General features: G+C 74.9%; 17 protein-coding genes. 5 read left to right on the top strand and 12 right to left on the bottom strand.

The window, feature by feature from the left end:
* Window positions 1–132: 132 nt before the first annotated feature.
* The gene (locus ACIPYS_RS09115; protein WP_400744973.1) at window positions 133–1,158 is read right to left on the bottom strand and encodes a hypothetical protein; all 1,026 of its coding nucleotides are present in this window, start codon (window positions 1,156–1,158) and stop codon (window positions 133–135) included.
* A 953-nt stretch (window positions 1,159–2,111) separates the two neighbouring features.
* On the opposite strand from ACIPYS_RS09115, the gene ACIPYS_RS09110 reads away from it, so the two are divergent.
* A complete protein-coding gene (locus tag ACIPYS_RS09110; protein ID WP_400744971.1) occupies window positions 2,112–2,411 on the top strand; it encodes a HEAT repeat domain-containing protein in 300 nt (99 codons plus the stop codon).
* A 112-nt stretch (window positions 2,412–2,523) separates the two neighbouring features.
* Here ACIPYS_RS09110 and ACIPYS_RS09105 read toward each other — a convergent pair whose 3' ends face one another.
* The 9 genes from ACIPYS_RS09105 to ACIPYS_RS09065 all read right to left on the bottom strand — a co-directional run bounded on the left by ACIPYS_RS09105 (window position 2,524) and on the right by ACIPYS_RS09065 (window position 12,215).
* Window positions 2,524–2,796 (bottom strand): hypothetical protein, encoded by a 273-nt coding sequence (locus ACIPYS_RS09105; RefSeq protein ID WP_093864562.1) that lies wholly within the window; start codon window positions 2,794–2,796, stop codon window positions 2,524–2,526.
* A gap of 138 nt (window positions 2,797–2,934) precedes the next feature.
* On the bottom strand, window positions 2,935–3,624 hold the full coding sequence (locus ACIPYS_RS09100; protein ID WP_400744969.1) for a hypothetical protein: 690 nt from the start codon (window positions 3,622–3,624) through the stop codon (window positions 2,935–2,937).
* Window positions 3,621–5,198, bottom strand: coding sequence for a DUF58 domain-containing protein (locus tag ACIPYS_RS09095; protein ID WP_400744967.1), 1,578 nt, complete (start codon window positions 5,196–5,198; stop codon window positions 3,621–3,623). The genes ACIPYS_RS09100 and ACIPYS_RS09095 overlap by 4 nt, the downstream gene beginning before the upstream one ends.
* Window positions 5,195–6,316, bottom strand: a complete 1,122-nt coding sequence (locus ACIPYS_RS09090; protein ID WP_093858342.1) for a MoxR family ATPase — start codon at window positions 6,314–6,316, stop codon at window positions 5,195–5,197. Before ACIPYS_RS09090 ends, ACIPYS_RS09095 begins: the two co-directional genes overlap by 4 nt.
* A 145-nt stretch (window positions 6,317–6,461) precedes the next feature.
* The gene (locus ACIPYS_RS09085) at window positions 6,462–7,094 is read right to left on the bottom strand and encodes a hypothetical protein (RefSeq protein WP_231978197.1); all 633 of its coding nucleotides are present in this window, start codon (window positions 7,092–7,094) and stop codon (window positions 6,462–6,464) included.
* Complete coding sequence (locus tag ACIPYS_RS09080) at window positions 7,091–8,131, bottom strand: DUF4129 domain-containing protein (RefSeq protein ID WP_400744965.1); 1,041 nt, start codon at window positions 8,129–8,131, stop codon at window positions 7,091–7,093. Before ACIPYS_RS09080 ends, ACIPYS_RS09085 begins: the two co-directional genes overlap by 4 nt.
* 144 nt (window positions 8,132–8,275) lie before the next feature.
* Window positions 8,276–9,202 (bottom strand): ABC transporter substrate-binding protein, encoded by a 927-nt coding sequence (locus tag ACIPYS_RS09075; protein ID WP_159424717.1) that lies wholly within the window; start codon window positions 9,200–9,202, stop codon window positions 8,276–8,278.
* Between the two features lie 460 nt (window positions 9,203–9,662).
* Window positions 9,663–10,919: an MFS transporter gene (locus ACIPYS_RS09070; RefSeq protein ID WP_400744963.1), complete on the bottom strand. Its 1,257-nt coding sequence runs from the start codon at window positions 10,917–10,919 to the stop codon at window positions 9,663–9,665.
* Window positions 10,920–11,366: 447 nt separating this feature from the next.
* The gene (locus ACIPYS_RS09065) at window positions 11,367–12,215 is read right to left on the bottom strand and encodes a hypothetical protein (RefSeq protein WP_400744961.1); all 849 of its coding nucleotides are present in this window, start codon (window positions 12,213–12,215) and stop codon (window positions 11,367–11,369) included.
* Window positions 12,216–12,548: 333 nt separating this feature from the next.
* On the opposite strand from ACIPYS_RS09065, the gene ACIPYS_RS09060 reads away from it, so the two are divergent.
* Window positions 12,549–14,333: a penicillin-binding transpeptidase domain-containing protein gene (locus tag ACIPYS_RS09060; protein WP_400744959.1), complete on the top strand. Its 1,785-nt coding sequence runs from the start codon at window positions 12,549–12,551 to the stop codon at window positions 14,331–14,333.
* 557 nt (window positions 14,334–14,890) lie between these two features.
* On the opposite strand, the gene ACIPYS_RS09055 is transcribed toward ACIPYS_RS09060, so the two are convergent.
* A complete protein-coding gene (locus ACIPYS_RS09055) occupies window positions 14,891–16,828 on the bottom strand; it encodes a BTAD domain-containing putative transcriptional regulator (RefSeq protein WP_400744957.1) in 1,938 nt (645 codons plus the stop codon).
* A 112-nt stretch (window positions 16,829–16,940) separates the two neighbouring features.
* Between ACIPYS_RS09055 and ACIPYS_RS09050 the strand changes: the two genes are divergently transcribed.
* The 3 genes from ACIPYS_RS09050 to ACIPYS_RS09040 all read left to right on the top strand — a co-directional run bounded on the left by ACIPYS_RS09050 (window position 16,941) and on the right by ACIPYS_RS09040 (window position 19,331).
* A complete protein-coding gene (locus ACIPYS_RS09050; protein WP_400744956.1) occupies window positions 16,941–17,819 on the top strand; it encodes an alpha/beta fold hydrolase in 879 nt (292 codons plus the stop codon).
* A 118-nt stretch (window positions 17,820–17,937) separates the two neighbouring features.
* Entirely contained in the window at window positions 17,938–18,882 is a 945-nt protein-coding gene (locus ACIPYS_RS09045; RefSeq protein WP_093858351.1) for a hypothetical protein, read from the top strand.
* A gap of 131 nt (window positions 18,883–19,013) precedes the next feature.
* Window positions 19,014–19,331 carry a hypothetical protein gene (locus ACIPYS_RS09040; RefSeq protein WP_400744954.1) on the top strand — a complete coding sequence of 106 codons (318 nt, stop codon included), beginning with the start codon at window positions 19,014–19,016 and terminating at the stop codon, window positions 19,329–19,331.
* A 58-nt stretch (window positions 19,332–19,389) separates the two neighbouring features.
* Here the strand turns inward: ACIPYS_RS09040 and ACIPYS_RS09035 are convergent, their stop codons facing one another.
* Window positions 19,390–20,787, bottom strand: coding sequence for a CARDB domain-containing protein (locus ACIPYS_RS09035; RefSeq protein ID WP_400744952.1), 1,398 nt, complete (start codon window positions 20,785–20,787; stop codon window positions 19,390–19,392).
* Between the last annotated feature and the right edge of the window lie 179 nt (window positions 20,788–20,966).

Genomic DNA, 20,966 nt, shown 5'->3' with positions numbered 1-20,966 from the left:
CACCGGCCTGCTGCGACAGGTCAGTGGTGGGACCGTCGCACCCTCAGCCGCAACGGTAACTCCTGGTGGCGGACCATGGCCGGGGCCTCGCACGCCGGCCGGGACCGTTCGCCCGTGATTCCTGCCGTGATGTCAGCCGGACACGGCGGTGTAAAGACCTCGGCCGGTCCGCTGCACGGTGCCGCTCTTGGTCAGGCGCTCCAGCATGGTGCGCACCGCGTTCACGTCGGTGTCGGTGCCGTCCAGGCCGAGCAGGTCGGCCACCTGGCGGGCCCGCAGCGAATCGCTGGTGCCGGTGAGGACGGCCAGCACGCTGCCGGCGTCGGTGCGCCGCCTACGGCCGGACTCGTCGGCCGGCGCGGAGACCGTCTGCGGCTGGGCGTCAGGAGCCGGAGCGGCGTCCGCGGCCGGCTTCGTGACCTCCTTCTTCGCCGTGGTCTTCTTGACCTCGCTCTTCGTCGCCGCGCTCTTGGTCGCCGCTGCCTTCGTCACCGCTGCTTTCGTCACCGCTGCTTTCGTCACCGCGGTCTTCGTCGCGGCTGCCTTCTTCGCGGCCGCCTTCTTGGCCGCGCCTCGTGCGGCTGTCTTCTCCGTCAGGACGGGCTCCGCCGCGATGTCCTGCTCGGGGGCGACGGTGGCCGGGGCACTCGCCGTTGCCGTATTCCGCGGACGGGTCGTCCGCCCGCCCGTCGTCTTCGCGGCGGACTTCCTGGCCGGGGCCCTCTTCGCCGTGGGCTTCCGGGCGGGGGTCGTGCCGGTGCGCCTACGGGCGGTCTGCGTCGGGATGGTCGGCGGTTCGGCCTCCCCCGCGACCGGCACGTCCGCGCTGCCGGCCGGTTCCGCGGGCGCCGGTGCGGCGTCCGGCTCGTCCTGCGTGGCTGCCGGCTCGTCCTTCGCGGTCGCCTGCTCGGCCTCCGTGGCTGCCGGCTCGACCACCTCGGCCGGTTCCACCGTCGCGCTCCCGCCGGCCGGCAGCGTGTCCGCGAGGGTCTCCAGGCCCTGCAGCACGCTGACCATGGCGTTCTCCTGTGCGACGACGGCCGCGAGCTCGCCCTCCAACTGTCGGCGCCGCTCCCGCACGCCGGGCAGCCTCGCCTCCAACAGGGCGATCGTCGATCCCACACCGCTGTCCGCGCCGAACGCCTCTGTGTCTTCCACAAGGACTCCCTGTCGCCTCGTCAATCACGCTTCCTGTGGGTAAATCTACGACCTGCATTCCCAAATGCCACAGGAGTAAGCAGAATTCATCCCACATAGTTGCCGGCGTCGTGCCGCATCGGCCGGCCCCGCGCGATCCCGGTCCACCCGCACCGCCGCACGGCCTTCCCTCCAACTCCCCTTTCAGTACGGGAAGAACATCTCGCCGACCGGGTAGTCGCAAGGAATCCGGTACCGGTATTCCTGGTTCGAGCCGTCCGACAAACACAACCGCAGCCGCGAAGTCGACGCCTCCTGGGATCCAGTGGCATCGGACGAGTCGGCCGAACCCACCCGGGTCCGCATAACCGGCACGCCGGATGTCGCGCTCCACTCCCACCGCGTCAGGGCGACGGCAACCGAACGTTCGTGCCGCGCTTCACCGTTGAGCGGACAACGCACCACGGGACCACCGGGCGGCAGCAATGAGGACGGCGAAAGGGCCGTGGTACACCGGCTGTTGCCGTCCTCGGTCACCCCAACGCTCGAGGGAGCCCCCGGTCCGGCCCGGCGTGGGGCCGTACGGGGACCAAGTCACCGCCACAGGCCAGCACTACCACGGCCCCGCACGCCGCCATCGGGGGCCGGGTCACGTGCGCGGAAGAGCTCGACCACGGCTCCGGCAGCTGCCACCGACCACGCGTCCCGTCCCCGTCCCCACGACCTCGTTCGGTGGGGCGGCCGGCAGGAGGCCTTCAGCCGCGGCCCTCGCCGCAACCACCGACACCCATGGGACAGTCTGTTGCATCGCCCCGGCGCTGCTCGCCACCCACTGGGGTGAGCGGGAAAAGGCTTTCGCCGCCACCCTCGCCGCATCCGGCGACGTCCGGGAGCGGGTCGGAACCACCGCGCTCGAGATGCTGACCGATCGGTGGGGCGAGGCTGACCGATCGGTGGGGCGAGCGCGAGGAGACGTGCCGCGCACTCCTCGCCGGGTCGTGGCCGCCGATCCGAGCATGCGCGTCACCGCGCTGGTGCTGCTCGCTCGACGGCGGCCCACGATCTGCCCGGCCGCGGAGCGTGCGCGCCGCGACGAGTCGACGGAGGTGAGGGTCCGGGCCGTCAGGCTGCCGGCCCTGTTGTGGTCGGCCAATCCCCGGCCCCGGGCTCTTCTTCAGGAGCTCGCGGAGGACGACGACGAGGCTCTCCGTGAGGTCGTCGCCGAGGCTCTGGAACCGATCGGCACGGATGCCGCCGGTACGTACACCGGCTGACCTTCCGACGGGGCGAGCGGGAGCGGGTGCGGGACCGGACCGGGGGAAGGCCCGGACCGGCGGCCGACCCGAACCGGCGGCGGGCCCGGACCGGGAGGCCGGTTCAAGATCGTCAGGCGCTGTCCCCCGTCCAGTCCCACCGGCGCGGGTCCACGGGGCGCGGCTCGTAGTGGGCCCGGCCGCCGGAGCCGAAGCGGCCGATCTCCGTGGGCAGCGCGGCGCCGTCGGCGAGAGCCTCGGCGCCCCAACCGGTGACGTCCAGGAGCAGACCGTCGAGCGGCCCGCCGCACAGCTCCCGGTAGACGCGGCCGGGCCGCGGGCCGGGGTCCGGGTCGTCGTGGTCCGCGCCGTACACCCGGCCCCGCATCAATGCCTCCTCGTCCATGCCCACCAGCATGGCGCCCGGCACTGACATCGGCCGGGATCCGGGTTCCGGCGGACGGTTCTCCGGCGGCGGGAGGCGGCGGACGGCCGTACGCTCGCGGGGTCCGTCCGGCCGCCGCCGCGACCGCCCCGGCGCCGCTCAGCCGCCGGGGCGGGGCCCGTGCGCACGCTCCCTCCGGCCGCGCGGCCGGAGAGCCCGCGCGACGCCCCAGCCCGCGACCGCGAGACCGGCCAGGGCGATCGGACGCAACCACTCCCCCGCGCCGGTCGGGGCGAACGCGACGCACAGGACCAGCCCGGACGCCGCGACCGCGGCCAGCACGTGCGCGGGCCGGGCACGCTCGCGTTGCGGGCCGAGGACGTCGACCAGCAGCAGATAACCGATCAGGAGCGCGGCCACCGCCGCGATCCGGCCGAACGCGGGCTCGCCCAGCGCGGCCAGCAGGACACTCCCGCCCGCCAGCACGGTGGTGCGCGACGCGACGAGCCGACCGGGCCAGCTGTGCGGGCGGTGCGGGGGCTCCTCGGGCGGCGGGGCGGCCCAGAGGGCGAAGCCCGCGGCGGCCACCGCGGCGGCGGGCCCGAACCGGTCCGCCGCACCGTCGGCGGCGCCGACCCCGGCGGCGGTGAGCGCCAGGGCGACACCGGTGCAGCGCAGCGCGGCCCGCTCGGTCCAGCGCGCCCACGGGGCCGCAGCCGCAGTGGACGTGGTGGACGCGGTGGACCAGGCGGGCGCGGTGGACGTGGTGGGCGCGCTGGGCGCAGTGGGCACGGCCGGAACCGCGGCAGGAATCGCGGCCGGGGTCGGGACGTGATCGGGTGCGGTCATCGCGTTCCTCCCCCGATCCGGCGGCGCAGCAGTGGCGCCAGCGCCAGGTCGAGCGCCTCGCCCGGGGTGTAGCGGGCCACCGGCACGCCCCTGGCCCGGAGCGCCGACCGCATGGCCTCGCGTTCGGCGCGCCAGAGGCGCAGGGCCACCGCATCGATCTCGTCACCGGGCTCGACCGCCGGCTCGCCGGCCGGGATCTCCACCACGACCAGCGGATTGCCGAGGTCGCGGACCCGGCCGAGCACGTCCAGGATCCGCTGGTCGGCGAGCGAGGTGAACGCGTACACCAGCGCGTGGCGGGGCAGTGCCGCGACGGGGAGCCGGGGCGCGAGGAGGCCGCGGTGGCCGCGGTCCTGACGGACCTCCAGCACGCTCTCCACCATCCGGTAGGACTGCCGCTCCCCGCTGCCCGCGGTGAGCCAGCGCAGCTTCCCGCCGACCGCGATCAGGCCGACCCGGTCGTGCCGGCGCAGATAGGCACGGGTCAGCCCGGTGGCCGCGCGCAGCGTCTCGTCGAGGCTGGAGCGGCCGGTGGCCGCGTCGCGGAAGTCGGCCAGCGTGTCCAGCAGGACGACGGCGTCGGTGGCCCGCTCGGCCGCGAACTGGTTGATCTGGACGGCGTCGCGGCGGGTGGTCGACGGCCAGTGGATGCGCCGCTGGCGCTCACCCGGCACGTACGGGCGCACGCCGACCACCTCGACGCCGGTGCCCTCGTGCGTGGTGGTGTGCTCGCCGAGGCGCTCGGGCAGCCGCACCGGGATCGGGGTGAGGCGGGCCGCGCTGGGTTCCGGGAAGACGTCCACCGTGCCGAGGTCGGTGCGCACCGTCCGGCGGGCCAGTCCGCCGGCGTCGTAGACGTCGATGTCGACGCTGCCCAGGGTCCAGCGGCCCCATCGTTCGGCCCGGACCACCAGGTCGACCTCGGAGGTGCCGACGGTCACCGCCGTCAGGGTGACGCCCGGGCCGAGGGACGCGGCCGGATCGAGCCGGCCGATCCGCCCGTCGTGGCGGACGGTGATCCGTACGGTGATCGGTTCGCCCTCCAGGCAGCGGCGGGGTGTGACGGTGTTCCCGGCGTCCAGCCGGGACGGCCGGTCGTTGCCCGGGGCGGCCAGGGCGAGCAGGACGGCCGGGCCGGCCGCCAGCGCGAGCAGCCAGGGGTGACCCGTGATCAGTGCGGCGACGGCCGCGACGGTGGCCACCGTGAGCAGACGCAGGGTCCGCTCGCCGGGCCGCCAGTACGGGGAGGGCGGTGCGGTCGGCAGTCCGGCCAGTGTGGCCCTGGCGCTGCGGGCGACCAGGCGCGCGGAGGCCCGCTCCGGGCCCGCCGGGCCCGTCCGACGACCTGTACGACGGCCGGGGCCGGCGTCGGTGCGGGCATCGCTCCCTGCGCCGGTCGGGCCCGCGGTCCGGGCCGGACGCTTCTGCGCGGGGCGCGGAGCGGGGCCGGTGGCGGGGCTGGCGGCAGGGCCGGCGAGCCGCCGGACCGGGCGTGTGCCGAGCGCGGCGCTCTGGGCGGCGAGTCGGCCGGCCCGCCCCCCGCGCCGTTGGCCGGCGGCGGGCTCGGGGCTCACCGGGCGGCACCCGGGGTGTCCACCGGACCGCTCCCAGGACCGTTCCCCGGACCGCTCTCCGCACCGCCGCCCGCGCGCGGCAGGGTCCGCGGCGCCGGAACGGTGGCGACCAGACGCGCCAGGACCTCGTCCGCCTCGACCTGCCGCACCCACAACTCCGGTGTCAGGGTGATCCGGTGGGCCAACGCGGGAACCGCGAGCGCCTTCACGTCCTCCGGCGTCAGGTAGTCGCGGCCCTCCAGCATCGCGCGGGCACGCGCCAGTTGGACCAGCGCGAGACCGCCGCGCGGCGAGGCGCCGACCTGGATCTGCGCGTCGTCGCGAGTGGCGTGGACCAGTGCGATCACATAGTCGACCAGGTCGTCGTCGACCTCGACGCGTTCCAACGCCGCGCGCATCGCCAGCAGTTCGGCCGGACTGCTGACCGTCTCCAGCTCAGGTTCGGGCGTCGCCCGGTCCAGCCGGGCCCGGAGCATCGAGGCCTCCAGCCCGGTGGAGAGGTAGCCCATCCGCACCCGGAGCAGGAAGCGGTCGAGCTGCGCCTCGGGCAGCGAGTAGGTGCCCTCGTACTCGATCGGGTTGGCGGTGGCGATCACCACGAACGGCTGCGGCAGCCGGCGGGTGGCCCCGTCGACGGAGACCTGGCCCTCGGCCATCGCCTCCAGCAGCGCCGCCTGGGTCTTCGGCGGGGTGCGGTTGATCTCGTCGGCCAGCAGGAGCTGGGTGAAGAGCGGCCCGGGACGGAACACCATCTCGCCGCTGCGCCGGTCGTAGAACGGCGCGCCGGTGACGTCCGAGGGCAGCAGGTCGGGGGTGAACTGGATCCGGCGGAAGTCCAGGCCGAGGGTGGTGGCGAACGAGCGTGCCAGCAGGGTCTTGCCGAGCCCCGGCAGGTCTTCGATCAGCACGTGGCCGCCGGCCAGCACGCCGAGCATCACCAGTCGGAGGGCCTCGGGCTTGCCGACCACGGCGCGTTCGATCTCCTCGACCACCGCGCGGGCACGCCGACCCGCTTCCTGCGGCGTCAGCACGGCGGCCTCGGTCGGGCGGCCCGGGCTCGTCCCGGCCGCCCGGGCCTGCTCGGTGTCCGGGGCGGGGGCCTGGGGAACGGCGGTCATGACTCTCCTGGAGGACGGCGTCGGTCAGCCGGCTGTCGGAACCGGCGAGAAGTACGGGAATGCGGGGGTGCGGGAAAGGCGGGGGTGCGGGAAAGGCGGGCGGTGAGCGGAGTGCGGGGAGCGGTGGACACCGCGCCGGCGCCCGCTAACCGGACTTCGGCGGCGGCGGGCCGGGCGGTTGCAGGGCTTCGAGCCGGTCGACGAGCGCGAGGAGTACGGCCGCCGGCACGGCCCCGTCCCGGTCCGCGGCCTCCGGATCGATCCACGGCCACAGCCGGGGCCCGACCAGTTCGGCGGCCCGGTCGCGGTCGGCGGTCAGCGAGACGCCGTGGGTCTCGGACAGGCGTGCCGCGAACAGCCTCCGGAGGCGACCGCGCAACGGCCCGGCGTCGCCCTTCGGGTCGAGACCCTCGCGGACGGTCCAGCGCCAGTCGCCGAGGCCCAACTCGCGCGCGTCCAGCACGCGTTGCCGCCTGCGCAGGCCGATGTCCAGGAAGCCCGCGCCGGCCACGTACCGCCCGGTGACGAGGGCACCGGTGGTCAGCAGGACCGCGCCCGCGGCGGCCGCGGGAGCGCCGCCGACCAGCGCGAGCAGGACCTCGGCCAGCACGGCCGCCCCGGTCAGCTCGATCAGGCTGTGCCGGACGGAGCCGGGCGCGGCGAGGCCACCACCGGCCCGGGCGGTCGGATCCTCCGGCCGACCGGCCGGGGCGATCGGATCCTCCGGGGCGGCGGACGCGGCAGGACCGGCCGTGCGTCGGTCCCGGCGGGCGCTCATCGCCGGCCTCCGGCCCGGTCGGCGCCCCCGGACGCTCCCGCCGCCGCGGGCTCCGGCAGCGGGCCTGCCCGCTCCGCGAGTCTCGCGGCGAGGCCGTCCAGGGCGGTCCGCGCCCGGCGTACATGGGTCTCGTCCATCGGGTGGGTGGAGTACCTGGCTTCTCGGAACAGTGCGGTCAGAGCCCGCGCGTGGACCGGGTCGACGCGGTCGTCGGCCACCGCGCGCTCCAGCAGTTCGGTCGGGCTGTCAGGAGCCCGGCGGGAGAGCCCCGAGGCGGCCAGCGAGGTCTCCATCGCGGCGTAGCAGGCGATCACCGCCGCCCGCGCGTCGGCGCCCGTGAGGGCACGGCGCCCCGTCACCACCGCGGCCGCCAGGGCGTCCTCGCTCCGGTCCGGTGCGGCGGGCAACGGCGTCGGCGGCCGCCGGCGGACGATCCGCAGCCGCAGCAGCAGGACGGCGCCGACGACCACCGCGATCACCAGGAGGACCAGGAGCACGCCGAACAGCAGCGGGACCACGCCCGAGAGCGAGCTGTCGGAGACCGGTTCGCCGGGTTCGGGCGGCGACACCGTGGGCACCGGGGGCAGCGCGAAGTCCGGCAACGGCCGCGCCCGGTGCGGCCCGTCCGACCCGGTGTCCGCCCGGTTGTGGAAGAGGAACATCAGCACCGGCACCGCGACGGCGGCCCCGGGCAGCAGAACGGCGGCGGCCTCCCGCAGGCGCTCGGCCCGTGGCGTGGGCCCGTCCAGGTGGCGGACCTCCGCCCGGAAGCGCAGCGCGAACCGGCCGGCCACGATCAGCCAGCCGACCGCGAGCAGCAGGACGAACCCGATGGCCCGGACCGGCACCCTGGCGAGGGGCGCACCGAGCAGTCCGCCGTCCGGCCGCAGTGCCGAGGCCGCGAGCAGCAGACCCGCGACGGTCACCAGGGCACCGGTGATCCGGCCGCCCGACCGGCGGGCGGGCTCCTCCGCGCTGTCGCCCGGTGCCTCGCGGCCGTCGTACCGAGGCCCGCTCGGCTGCGCTTCGTCGTTCATGCGGCCACCCCTGGTTCCCCCGCAGCACGGAGGGCACCGCGCGAGGTGCAGCGTCGCACACCAACAATCGTATTGTCACGCTGCATTGTGGGTCGCCGCGCTCCCGGACCGAGGAGCTGCGTGCGCCACCGCCCGCCGTCCGGATCACAGTCCCCCGTTGACCGCCGCCACCCGGGCCGCACCGGCACTGACGTTCCACTTCGCGAGGATCGCGTCGTACTCCCCGCTGCGCATCAGCTCGTCCAGCCCCTTCGCCACCGCGTCACGCAGAACGGTGTCGCTCTTGTTCACCGCGATCCCGTACGGGCTCGACTGCGACAGCGCGCCCGTCACCTCGAACCGGTTGCCGTCGTCGGTGGTCCTGGCCGCGTAGGCCGCCACCGGGAGGTCGTTGAAGTCCGCGACCGCCCGGCCGGCCGCCACCTCGGCGAGGGCCACGGTGTCGTCGTCGAAGCGGTGGACCTGCAGGGGCTTGCCCGTCCGTTCGCAGGCCCCCACCTGGCGGCTGACGATCTCGTCCTGGGTCGTGCCGCGCTGCACGGCGACCGTACGGCCGCAGAGGTCGTCCAGCGTCCGGATGCCCTTCGGGTTGCCCTTCTGCACGATGATCGAGGTCCAGGCGATGAAGTAGTCCACGAAGTCCACGCCCGGCCGACCCGTCGGCATGCCGTTGTCGCCGAGCGCGTTGCGACGCGCGGGCGTGTCACTGATCCCCGACATCGCCAGGTCGAACTGCTTGCCGTTGACACCCGGTATCAGCTTGTCGAACGGCGTGTCGACGATCTCGATCCGCAGGCCGAGGACCTTCCCCAGGGCCTCCGCCAGGTCCGGGTCGAGACCGGTCGGCCTGCCGTCGGTGCCGCGGAACGCGACCGGCGGGTAGTTGAGGTCGGACCCGATCCGCAGGACCCCGGCGGCGCGCTGCGCGCTCGGGACGGCCGCCCGGGCCTTGTCCTCGACACTCACCGGGGCCTCCGGCCCGGCGCAGGCGGTGAGCAGCAGGGCCGACGCGGTGGTGAGGGCCGCCGGCAGGGCCCGGCGGTGGGGGAACGAGCCGGGGAGATGGACCACGATGGCGCTCCTCTGCGAGGCAGGGTGGCGCGACCGGCATCCACGAGGGAGCGGCAGCGACCGGGAGGCGGAATCCTGCCATCCGTTTCTGCCTCGACGGGCCGTAGACATGTCACGATCCGCTATCGGGTTCACCCGCGCCCCGGGCCCGGCCTGCCCGTCCTCGGAACAGCACGGACGGCAGAAGGCCCGGCGGGGCGGGACGAGGCCGGAGGGCCGTGGAGCGGCTCGCCGACGCACGCCGCGCGAGCGGCGGCACGGCGGGGCGAGGGACCCGCCACGGGGCCCAGCACGGGGCCCGATCGTCCCACCTGGTGAACTCGATCGTGCCCGAATCCGCTCACGACTCCCGGCGCCGGGCCCGAACCGATCGGGATCCGTGCCCCGGCGGAGGAGTCCGAGCCGCGCGGATTCCCGGCCGGACGCGAGCCCTCGCGCCGCGACCGGAGTCCGTCCGTCGTCAGGCGCCGGCCCCGCGCACGGGGCCGGCGGCCGAATCGGGTCGCACCCGGTGGCCGTGACCCAGGACGAGGGCGGCGGCGAGGAGGGCGACCGCTCCCCCGAGCACCATGACCGTGGCCGGGGAGGAACGATCCACCACCAGGCCACCGGACAGGGCGCCGATCGACAGGGTCGCCTGGAAGGACGAGGTGAACAGCACACCGGCCGCCTCCGGCGCCTGCGGGGCCGCGGCGAGGAACCACGTCAGCGAGCAGACCGGCACCGCCCCGTACGCCGCGCCCCAGACCGTCAGCAGCACGGCGGCACCCGGGCCGCCGGTGCCGAGCACGGGCATCAGCAGAGCCGCGGCGGCGAGCAGCACGACGGCCGTGCCGAACACGGGGCGCAGCGCGGCGGCCGCGCGGCCCCCGGCGAGCGCGTTGCCGAGCATTCCGGCCGCGCCGTACACGAGCAGAAGCCCGGTGACCAGGCCGGGGCCGGCCTGGACGGTGCCCTCGAGGAACGGGGTGACATAGGTGTAGCCGCCGAAGTGGGCCGGCACGATCAAGAACGTCACGGCGAGCCCGGTGCGGGTGCCCCGACCGGCGAGCAGCCCGCGCAGCACGCCCAGGCCGGTGGTCGTCAGCGGGGGCAACGGCGGGAGGGAGAGCAGCAGGCCGGCCAGGGTCAGCAGGGTCAGCGCGGCCATCACGAGGAAGGCGGCGCGCCAGCCGGCGAGCGAGCCGAGGAACACGCCCGCCGGTACGCCGAGGACCGAGCCGAGCGGGACGGCGGTGAAGAACAGCGTGGTGGCCCGGGCCCGCCGGCGCTCCGGGACGAGCCGTGCGGGGAGCCCCGCGCCGATCGACCAGAACGCGCCGATGACCAGGCCGAGGGCCACCCGGGCGGCCAGCACGGCCCCGTAGGCGGGGGCGAGGGCGTTGAGCAGGTCGGCCGCGACCAAGAGCAGCAGCAGGGCGGCGAGCACGGTCCGCCGGTCGACGTGCCTGGTCGCGACGGTCAGCACCGGTGCGGCGACCGCGGCGACGAGGCCCGGGAGCGTCATCATCAGCCCGGCCGTGCCGTCGGAGATCCGGAAGGTCGCACCGATCGGGGTCAGCAGCCCGATCGGCAGGATCTCGGTGGTGACGATGGAGAACACACCCGTGGTGACGGCCAGCACGGCGGGCCAACCGCCCTTGCGCGCACGGGAGTACGGGCGGCGGGGGCCGCTTCCGGGCGGGTGCGGTGCGGGACGGAGAGCGGTGTCGGCCATGCCGGAGGTCCTGTCCGTGAGGGGTGGGTGTCACCACGGAGTCCACCAGGCAGGCGGGCGGCGGTCCGGCGTGAATCGGACCTCGACGTTCGGCCGTCCCGGAGGACCCGGGTCGGGGGGGGGGGCGGGGGGGGGGGGGGGCGGGGGGGGCCGGCCGGGGGCCGCGGGGGGGGGGGGCGGGCGGGGGGGGCCCCGCCCGCCCCCCGACTCGGAGCGGAACGGCTGCGGCTGCAGCTGCGGCTACGGCTACGGCTACGGCTACGGCTACGGCTACGGCTACGGATGAGGCTGCGATGGACGTGGCGGTGCCGGTCGCGCATGCGCCCGTCGGCGTACGACGCCCCGGTGCTCGGTCCACCGGCACTCGGCACCCGGTGACGAAGGTCGGTCCTGTCGGCCGCCGTCGACCGGGCTGCACGTGGATTCCCGCCGCCATCACCGCTGGAGTCAGAGGAAGTTGTTGGGCCAGATCATGGTGCGCCACATGTGGGCCACCGGTGAGCCGTCGAATCCCAGCCCTTCACGGGGCTGGCGGAAGCAGCGGCCGAGGATGTCCTCGAACTCGCTGATGTCGACCTCCTCGGCCGGGTCGAAGTCGAACGTGTAGAGGTCGTTGAGGGTGACCAACCTGGCCGTCATGTACCAGCGGTGGGCACGGACCTCGTGGTAGGCGCGGCGCACGTGCGCCGGCGGGCGGTAGTCGGGTCCGAAGAAGGCGTTGTAGGCCTGCGGGTAGTCGTAGCCCACCGTGGCGTCGGGGAAGAAGCGCAGGATCTCGTGCTGGCGGATCGCCCAGGCGACCTCTTCACTGACGTAGGGCGCGACCAACTGGGCGCCCCAGTGGCCGTGGTGGCTGCGCAGGAGTCCGCCGACGGCGATGTCGTGGAGCAGGCACGCGGTGACGACCGTGTCGCCCAGGTCGAGGGCACGGGCCCGGCGTGCGCTGTGGATCAGGTGCAGGCCGGTGAACCGGTCCTGCGAGAGGCGCAGGCGGAAGAAGTCGGCGAGGGTCGGTCGGTCGGGCATCGGCGGCAGGGCCGGGTTGTCGCCCATCATGTAGACCCGGCCCGTGCCGAGCCTGGCGAGCCACTGGGCGCCGTCGAGGTGCTGGCTGGTGCCCATCGTCGCGACGGCGGGCAGTGCGGTCATCCGCTCCAGCCCCTCCTGTCCCGACTCTCCAGGCCCGGGGCCTTCGGAGGGCGCGGGCACGGGGCCTTCGGAGGGCGCGGGCACGGTCTCCTGGTTCTCGGTGCGGCCGTCGGGGATGCGGTGGTACGACTCCTGTACTAAGTCCATGATCCACTCAACGAAACCCCTGCCGACAGGTCACCCGCACAGCGACAGCCGGCCCCGCGTATCGTCGAAGGCGCCCGACAGCCACGGCAGGGGATTCCAACTCGCCTTTACGATTCAGTACTTACACCGTCCTTCGGCAATGGAGTCCCCTGGGCTTCGATCCTCCCGGTGCCCACCTGCTCGGCGGCCCCGCCCTCCGTCGACCTCCCGACGCCCTCCGCATATGCTGATCCGTGCTCGAACGGACGGACAGACGGACGACCGGACGGGCCACGGGCCGGGATGCCGGAGGGGGCAGGTCCGCGGGACACGCATACGCAGGGGGACGAGGACATGCGGGACCGACAGGAACCCGAGGACTACCAGGGGTACGCCGGGCACACCGAGCTCGACGGGTACGACTTCGAGGACGGGGGCGGGGGCGATGCGGGCGGCGATCCGGGCGCACCGCGCCGCTCCGGTGCCCGGAAGGCCGTCCTGGCCACCGTCGGCGGAGTGTTCGCCGCACTGCTGGCGGTCGGCGGGTACGGCCTGCACACCATCGTGACCACCGTGCAGGGCGGGTCCTCGAGCGGCGGCAGCGGCGGGAGCCAGGCGTCCGGGAGCGCGACGCAGACCCCGCAGGCACCGGCGACCGCCGAGGAGGCCGCCGCGGTGACCACGGACTTCCTGGCGGCCTGGGGCCGCGGGGACGTCACGGCCGCCTCGGCGCTGACCAGCCGGCCGGAGGCGGCCCGCGCGGCGCTGGCCGCCTTCCAGGAGAACGTGCCGGCCCGCACGCTGGCGCTGACCGCGACGGGACCGGCGGGCGGCGCGGCGGGCGGCACGGCGGGCGGCACGGACGGGGAACCCGTCGTCGGCTTCCGGGTGAAGGCCGAGTTCGAGGGCGCGACCGGTGCCTGGGAGTACGACAGCACGCTCGGCGTCGTCCGGGGCGGGAGCGGCAAGGCCCTCGTGCACTGGACGCCGGCGGTGCTCCACCCGCACCTCGCCCAGGGCGGGACGATCGCCGTGAAGGCACTGCCCGACCCGGTCTCCAAGCCGACCGACCGCAACGGCAAGCCGCTGGAGGGCTTCCCCTCGCTGGCCGCCGTACTGCCCAGGATCACACCGGCCGACGGCGGGACCGTCGTCGGCGGGCGGGCCGTGGTGCTCTCCGCGGCCGGCAAGGAGCCCGAGCAGTTGTACGTGCTCACCCCACCGAGCGCGCCACAGGTGAAGCTGACGCTGGACGCCGAGCTGCAGCGGGTCGCCGAGGAGGCGATCAAGCAGCAGGCCGCGGGCGGCAAGCCGGCTTCGCTGGTGGCGATCCAGCCGAGCACCGGCCACATCCTGGCGATGGCCTACTCGCCGAGCGGGCACAACCGCGCGGTCTCGGCCGGCCAGGCTCCCGGCTCCACGATGAAGGTGATCACCTCGGCGGCCCTGCTGGAGGCCGGGGTGACCCCGGACACCGTGGTGCCCTGCAAGGACACCACCAACTCGCCCCGGCAGTGGCACAACGACGAACGCGGCGACTTCCCATCGTACACGCTCGCCGACGACTTCAGCCACTCCTGCAACACCGGCTTCATCGACAAGGGCCTGGAGAAGCTGCAGCCCGGAACGCTCGCCAAGGTGGCCCGCGACCAGTTCGGCCTCGGCCTGGAGTGGCACATCGGCATCGACAGCCGGGACGCCACGATCCCGGTGCCGCGCACCGATGACGAGGCCGCCGCCGAGTACATCGGCCAGGGCACGATCCAGGTCAACTCGCTCGCGATGGCCTCGGTCGCCGCCACCGTGCAGAGCGGCACGTTCCGCCAGCCCGTCCTGCGGGCGGACGCCAAGCGCGTCACCGCCCCGGGCTCGCTGCCCGCCGGCGTCGCCAAGGACCTGCGCGCCATGATGGCCAGAACCGCCACCCAGGGCACCGCCCGCACCCCGATGGCCGGCCTCACCGGCCAGATCGGCGCCAAGACCGGCACCGCCGAATCCGGCGGCACGGCCACCAACAGCTGGTTCATCGCCTACCGCGGCGACCTCGCCGTCGCCGCCGAGGTCGACGGCGGCGGCCACGGCTTCGCCGCGGCGGGCGTGGCCGCCGCCCAGGTCCTCAAGGCCGGCGGCAAGGGCTGACGGCCCCCACCCCGGAGCCCGCCACCCACCCGGGCCGGACGGACGTCGTCGGCCTGTACGCCGATTTCCGCCTCCCCCGGCAGCAGTGTTCGCGAGAGTGGGTTCTGGCTCAACTTCCTTGCGCAGGCTGCGGAGGTCGAGTCAGAACCGCTTCACGTACACGCGGCCAACGGGTCGCGAGCGGCACAGGGTCCAGACCCAGCTTGCTCCGGCACGAGTCGACGGCCCGGGTGAGCCAGGCGGTCACGGCGTCGTGATCGGCGGCGATCGCGTGCAGCTCGTACGCCTTCTCCCGAGCTTCGACCATCCACGGCGCCAGCGGGTCCTCTCGAAGGACTCGCTCGAAGTGTTCGCGGGCCGTGTCCGGATCACCGCCGAGTGCGGCTGCGATCCCGGCGTCGAAGCCGTCCGAGAGGAAGCCCCGGCGCATCGGCCTGGACGTCAGACATCGGGCGACGTCCGGCAGAGCCGGGAACGTCGCCCTCAGCACCGTCACGTTCGCGGCCGCCTGTCGGGCGAGTTCGAGTGCGGGATGCCGACGGCGGATCGCGGTCGCGCTACCTCGCGGAGGCACAGGCCTGCGCCTCTGCGAGGTAGCGCGCCACCGGGCCCAGGGTCAGCAGTCCGCTGGCGGCGCCGGCGTGTTCCGCGGCGGCGTCACGCAGGGCGGCCGCCGCGTGCGCGGCGGTGCCGGGCTCGTCGAGGCGTACGGCGGCGCGGGCGGTCAGGCACCACAGGGCCTCCTGGAGGTGGTCGCGCGGTGGTTCGGGTGCCGCGGCGAGGGCGGTACGGGCCTCCTCGGCCCGGTCCTGGGCGAGCAGCACCAGGGGGCGAGTCCAGGGCCGGTACGGGCCCCAGTCGAGGTGCGGGTCGGTGGGCGCCGGCCGGTCGTGCAGCAGGCGCAGTCCCAACAGGGCGAGCGGGAACAGGCCGCGGTGCAGCCCCGGCATTCCGGCCGTCCGGAGGGCGTCCTCGGCGCGGCGGTACTGCGCCGCCGCCGTGGCGGCGGTCGGTCCGCCGGGTTCGGTGCTGCGGGCGGCGGTGGCCCGGGCCCTGAACCACGCGGTGAGGACGGGGACGAGGGACGCCTCGGTGGTGGCGGCGAGCCGGTCGGCCGCGTCCGCGTGCGAGGTGGCGGCGTCGAGGTCGCCGAGGGCCGAGGCCGACTGCAGGCGGACGAGCCGGCCGAGGACGGCGAAGTTCGGCAGCTCGTACCGGGTGGCCAGGTCGAGGATCTCGGCGCCGGTCCTGTCCCGTGCCGCCGCGAGCCCGGGGCGGGCGAAGGACTGCAGGAACACCCCGTTGAGGGCGAAGGCCAGCAGGGCGGGATCGGCCAGCCGCCGTGCCAGCTGCTCCGCTTCCCGGGCCGCCTGCTCCGCGTGCCTCCGTTCGGTCCCGGACAGATCGGCGCTGCGGCTCTCGACGGCGACCGTGGCCAGCAGGCGGGCGCGCAGGTCGGCGGGGCCGTCCGGGCCGAGCCCGGTGAGGGTGCGTTCGGCGGCCGCGACGACGGCGCGGGACTGCTCGGCGTCGTCGGCCCGGCTCCAGAGGGCGGGCACGTCGTAGGCGCCGATGATCCGGGCGGTCAGCGCGAGGTCCCCCGCGCGTTCCGCCGCACGGACGGCGGCGAGGCGGTCGCGCCGGGAGTGGACGAGGGCGTCGCCGCCCGCCAGCGCGAGGGTGCGGGCCAGGTCCACGGTGGTGCGCGGGCCGAGCCGGACACCGGGGCCGGTCCACGCGGCACGTACGGCGTCCGGGGGCGCGGTCCCGTTGAGGATGTCCGTCTCCAGACGCCGGAGCTCGGCACCGGGGTCGAGTCCGAGCTGGTCGACGAGCATCGCGCGGGCACGGCGGAGGGTGGCGAGCGCGTCGGCCTGGCGGCCCGCGCGGTACAGCGCGCGGGCGAGCAGCTGCCAGGCCGGCTCGCGCCACGGGTGTTCGGCGACGTGGGCACCCAGGCCGGCGACGAGGTCGGCCCCTTCCCCGGAGTCGAGGAGGAAGCGGGCGCGCAGTTCCACCCCGTCCAGCCTCAGTTCCTCCAGCCTGGTCCGCTCGCGCTGCGCCCATGCCGAGCCGGTCACATCGGCGTAGGCGGGACCGCGCCAGCTCGCGAGTGCCGCGCCGAGGTCGGTGACCGCGTCGGGGCTGCGGCGGGCCCGGGCCAGGGTGTCCTCGAACCGGTGGACGTCCACGTCCTCGCGCGGCAGGCGCAGTGCGTAGCCGGGGCCTTCGGTGACGAGTACGCGCGGCGGGGTGCGGGGCGGCCGGTCGGGTTCGAGGGCACGGCGCAGCGCGGCGACGAACGTCCGCAGCGCACCGACCGCGCGGGCCGGCGGATCGGTCCACAGGTCCTGGACAAGGGTGTCGGTGGTGACCGTCCGTGCCTCGGCGGCGACGAGCCGGGCGAGGACCTCACGATGGCGGGGTCCGCCCAGGTCGACGGGGCCGCCGTCGTCGCCGAGGGCCCGCACCACGCCGAGCACGTCGATTCGCATGCCCCCATCCTCCGTGCCGGGGACCGGCCGCGCCCGACCGTACTGATCGGTTGCTGATCGCCGTCGCCCAAGCTGGTCCGGTCAAGTCCCCGACCCGAAAGTGCGGTCCCTCATGACGCTCACCCTTCCCGGTTTCGATCACGTTCGCCTGCCCGGTGCGGACGGTGTGGAGCTGGCCGCGGCCGTAGACGGCAGTGGCAGCCCGGTCGTGCTGCTGCACGGCTTTCCGCAGACCCACCTGATGTGGCGGCACGTCGCGGAGCGGCTCCGCGACGAGCACACGGTGATCTGTCCCGACCTGCGCGGCTACGGTGCGAGTGACAAGCCCGCGGCCACCGACCCCGATGTGTACGCCAAGCGCACCATGGCCGCCGATGTCGTGGCCCTGGCGGCGGCGCTCGGCCACGAGCGCTTTGCCCTGGTCGGCCACGACCGGGGCGCCCTGGTCGCCTTCCGGGCGGGGTTGGACCACCCCGAGACCGTCACCCACCTGGGCATCCTCGATGTGGTGCCGACGCTCGACATGTGGAACGTCCTGCGCGGCGTCCCGGCCGCGGTCGGTTACCACCTCTTCCTGATGGCTCAGCCGCCGGGCCTGCCGGAGGCGATGATCGCGGCCAGCGCGGACGCGTTCTTCGGCTCGTTCCTCGACGCCTGGGCCGCCGACCCGGCCGCCGTGCCCGAGGACGTGCGTGCCGAGTACCTGCGCGCGAGCGCCGCGGCGGTGACGTCGATCGTCGCGGACTACCGGGCCTCGTCGGACATCGACGTCACGCACGACCAGGCGGACCTGGACGCCGGGTCGCAACTGGCCATGCCCGTGACGGTGGTCCAGCAGGACTGGGGCGCGCAGCTGGGCTTCGACGCCGCCGGGGTGTGGAGGGCGTGGGCACCGGACCTGGACCACCGGCTGACCCGCGCCGGGCACTTCATGGCCGAGGAGGCACCCGACGAGATCGCGGCGGCGGTCCGGGACCTGCTGGCCCGCTGAGCCCACCGCGCGGCGGCGGTCCCGATCCGGGCGGGTCCGGACCACCCCCGGGCCGACCCGAACCACCCCGGCGGACCCGGACCACCCCGGGCTGGCCGGGGGGCGCTAGCCTCCGGGCATGGCTGAAGCGCGGCACCCCCACCGGATCATCACGCGGCTCGTGGACGGAGGCGTCTGCGCCTACGACCTGGCCGGCGAGGAGCGCGGTCCGCTGTCACCCGTCCTGGTCCGCCCACCGGCTCCCGGGGACGACATCGTCGGCCACGCCGTTGCCGCCGACCTTCAGCGGGTCTACTACACGACGCAGAACGCGGTCGTGTGCGTGACACCGGACGGCGTCGAGGTCTGGAGGTCCGGGCTCGAACCGGAGTCGTCCGGTCGGTACGGACACGCGCCCGGCTGCGTGCTGTCGCCGGACGAACGCGTGCTCTGGGTCTACCGCCCCGACGCCATGGCGGGCCGTGACCGCCCCGACCAGTGGGTCGCCCTGGACGCCCGCTCCGGGGCGGTCGTCGCGCAGGCGGACCTGCGGACCGCCGGGCACGGCGGAGTGCAGCTGCCGCACCGACCGAGCGGCCAGATCCTCCTCAACGTGGGGGAAGGACAGGACGGCACGGCCGTCTACCGCGCCTCGCTCACCGAGGCCGGGATGGATCTCTTCCAGTACCCCTGGGACGACCGATGCCTCATCGACCTGTCGCCCGACGGCCACCGGTTCATGACCGTCAACCACGACCAGGGGGACATCACCATCCATGCGTATCCCGGCGGCGAGGCGGTGTTCACCCTCCCGGTGGACGCCTTCGGGCACAACCCCGACGAGGCCTGGGTGGAGTGGTCCGGTGGGCATCTGAGCCCGGACACCGTCGTCGTCACCGTCGTCGGCGAATCCGAGGACGGGGAGGAATGGTTCCGCCACTACCGCGTCGACGCCCGCTCCGGCCGGGTCCACGCGGAGTTCGACGCACGTGGGGAGGACCCCTACGACATCCACCCCCTCGGGGACGGCACCTGGCTCACCACGGACCCGTCCGGACACCCGGTGCGCTGGACCGATTCGTAGCCCGCCCTCCCCGCGCGGTAGGGGGCCGGCCGGCGGCGGAGTCGAAGTCATCGGTACGAACGTTGTCCCCTTCGCGGACCGGGGTTCCGCCGTGGCCGCACGTCCTGTCGTCCGACCCGAGGAGTGGTGCAGTGTTCAAGTCCGGCAAGGCCCAGGAGGAGCCCGTCATCGTCGTCCGTGACTCCCGGCAGGTGGAGGCGGACCTGCGGCGGGCCCTGGAGACCGCCGAGGCGGGCGAGCGGGCGGGGCTCGAGAGAGCCCTGCGGATCGTCATGGAGACGGTGTCGGCGCCCGATGCCGGGGTGCGCCGGCGGTGGGTGCGGGAGGTGCTCCACGCGTCGGGCGCCGATGTCCGCGACCAGGTCGGGGCGGTGAAGGCGTTGCGGACAGCCCGGCCCGGGCTCTCCCTCACCGCCGCCTACCAACTGGTCAGGGAGGCGGGCGAGTAGCGGGCCCGGGAGCCGCGGGCACCGCCGGGGAGGGACGGTGCCCGCGGCGTCCGCGGGGTCAGCAGCAGCCGGGGGGCGGGCAGGCGGGGGCGGCCTTGACGCAAACGGTGACGGAGTCGGTGTTGTCGGCGCGGTGGAGGTCCGTCTCGGTGGCGTGCACCGTCGCCGTGTTGGTGACGGTGCCCGGGGCGGTGGCCTTGGCCCGGAGGGTGAGGGTGACGGAGGCGTCGGGGGCGAGCGTGCGGACGCTCCACTCGCCGCTGCCGGGGTCGTAGCTGCCGGTTCCCGTCTCGGCGGAGAGGAACACCAGGCCGTCCGGGAGGGGGTCGGTGACGGTGACGCCGGTGGCGGTGTTGGGTCCGGCGTTGCGGACGGTGATCCGGTAGGTGACGGTCTGGCCGACGGTGACGGTCGTCTCGTCGGCGGACTTGGTGACGCTCAGGTCGGCCGCCGGGAGGACTGCGGTGTCGGCCGGGCCGGAGGTGGTGGTGAGGGGTTCGGGGGTGGGGCCGAGCCGGTTCTCGTAGGTGGCGGTGGCGGTGTTGGTGACGTGCCCGCCGGCACTGTCCTCGTCGATGGTGACCCGGTACTCGACGGTGGTGCCGTTCGGCAGGGTGTCGGTGTTGGGCAGGCTGCCGCCGTGGCCCGCGGTGGCGCCGTTTCCGAGGGCGAACGTCACCCGGTTGCCCACCGGGTCGTAGGAGGCCTGGTCGTCGCCCGGCCGGTCGGTCTTCGCCCCGGTGTTGGGGCCGTCGACGATGCGCAGGGTCCCGGGCAGGTAGGTGGTGCCGTCCGGCACGGTGTCGGTCAGGAGGAGGGCTTCGGCGTTGCCGCCGCCCTCGTTCCTGGCGACGATCCGGTAGGTGATGACGTCGCCCACCTGGAGGGGCCCGTCGGGGACGGCGGACTTGGTGAGGGTGACGGCGGGGGCGGTGCCGAAGAAGATGCCGTCGAGGAAGTTGCCGACCGACTGGTTGCCGCCCGCGGAGGCGACCGAGCGGAAGGCGAAGCGGGTGACGGTCTGCCCGGCGGGCACGGTGTAGGTGCCGGAGTAGAAGCCCCAGGCGGTGGTGCCGTCGGTGAACTGGCGCTGCTGGACGACCGCGCCGGGGCGGCCGATGTCCAGGGCCATGGTGTCCTGGCCGAGCCGCCCGCGGTGGTAGAGCCGCCAGTACAGGGTGGCGCCGGGGGTGGTGGGCAGGTCCTGGTAGAGGGTGGAGACCTGGTTGGCGTTGAGTTCGGCGAACTGGGTGCCGTCGGCGGAGGGGACGCCGTTGAAGCCGTCGTGCCAGAGCTCGATGAGGTGGTCGGTGGCGGTGGTCAGCCAGCCCGGGACGCGGTTCGGGCTCTGGGTCTGGGAGGCGTCGGGCAGCAGCGCGTTGCTGCCGGCGGGGACGGCGGGCTGCTCGAAGCTGCCGTTGACGAGGGTGATGCGGGACGGGGCGGGAGTGGTCACGTTCTTCCCCTTCGTTCCGGTGCCGCACACCGGCGGCATCCGGGTTCAGGGTGCGGCAATGGTTCTTGTACGGACGAGAGCGCGGGGACCGGCTCCCGGAGCACGGACGAGCGCGAACCGCGCCGGATCGCGCCCCGCCCCGCCGCGACCGCCGCGCGGTTCACCGTCCCGGCGCTTCC

The organism is Kitasatospora sp. NPDC089913 (assembly GCF_044748625.1).
Taxonomy (GTDB): Bacteria; Actinomycetota; Actinomycetes; order Streptomycetales; family Streptomycetaceae; genus Kitasatospora.
The sequence above is the reverse complement of the archived record's forward strand: the minus strand, read 5'-3'. Positions and strand labels throughout refer to the sequence as shown.

Coding starts and splice junctions, on each gene's coding strand:
- ACIPYS_RS09070 (WP_400744963.1), bottom strand. CDS start 10,919: ATGGCCGACACCGCTCTCCGTCCCGCACCGCACCCGCCCGGAAGCGGC.
- ACIPYS_RS09085 (WP_231978197.1), bottom strand. CDS start 7,094: ATGAGCGCCCGCCGGGACCGACGCACGGCCGGTCCTGCCGCGTCCGCC.
- ACIPYS_RS09090 (WP_093858342.1), bottom strand. CDS start 6,316: ATGACCGCCGTTCCCCAGGCCCCCGCCCCGGACACCGAGCAGGCCCGG.
- ACIPYS_RS09050 (WP_400744956.1), top strand. CDS start 16,941: ATGACGCTCACCCTTCCCGGTTTCGATCACGTTCGCCTGCCCGGTGCG.
- ACIPYS_RS09100 (WP_400744969.1), bottom strand. CDS start 3,624: ATGACCGCACCCGATCACGTCCCGACCCCGGCCGCGATTCCTGCCGCG.
- ACIPYS_RS09055 (WP_400744957.1), bottom strand. CDS start 16,828: ATGCGAATCGACGTGCTCGGCGTGGTGCGGGCCCTCGGCGACGACGGC.
- ACIPYS_RS09065 (WP_400744961.1), bottom strand. CDS start 12,215: ATGGACTTAGTACAGGAGTCGTACCACCGCATCCCCGACGGCCGCACC.
- ACIPYS_RS09080 (WP_400744965.1), bottom strand. CDS start 8,131: ATGAACGACGAAGCGCAGCCGAGCGGGCCTCGGTACGACGGCCGCGAG.
- ACIPYS_RS09105 (WP_093864562.1), bottom strand. CDS start 2,796: ATGGACGAGGAGGCATTGATGCGGGGCCGGGTGTACGGCGCGGACCAC.
- ACIPYS_RS09060 (WP_400744959.1), top strand. CDS start 12,549: ATGCGGGACCGACAGGAACCCGAGGACTACCAGGGGTACGCCGGGCAC.
- ACIPYS_RS09045 (WP_093858351.1), top strand. CDS start 17,938: ATGGCTGAAGCGCGGCACCCCCACCGGATCATCACGCGGCTCGTGGAC.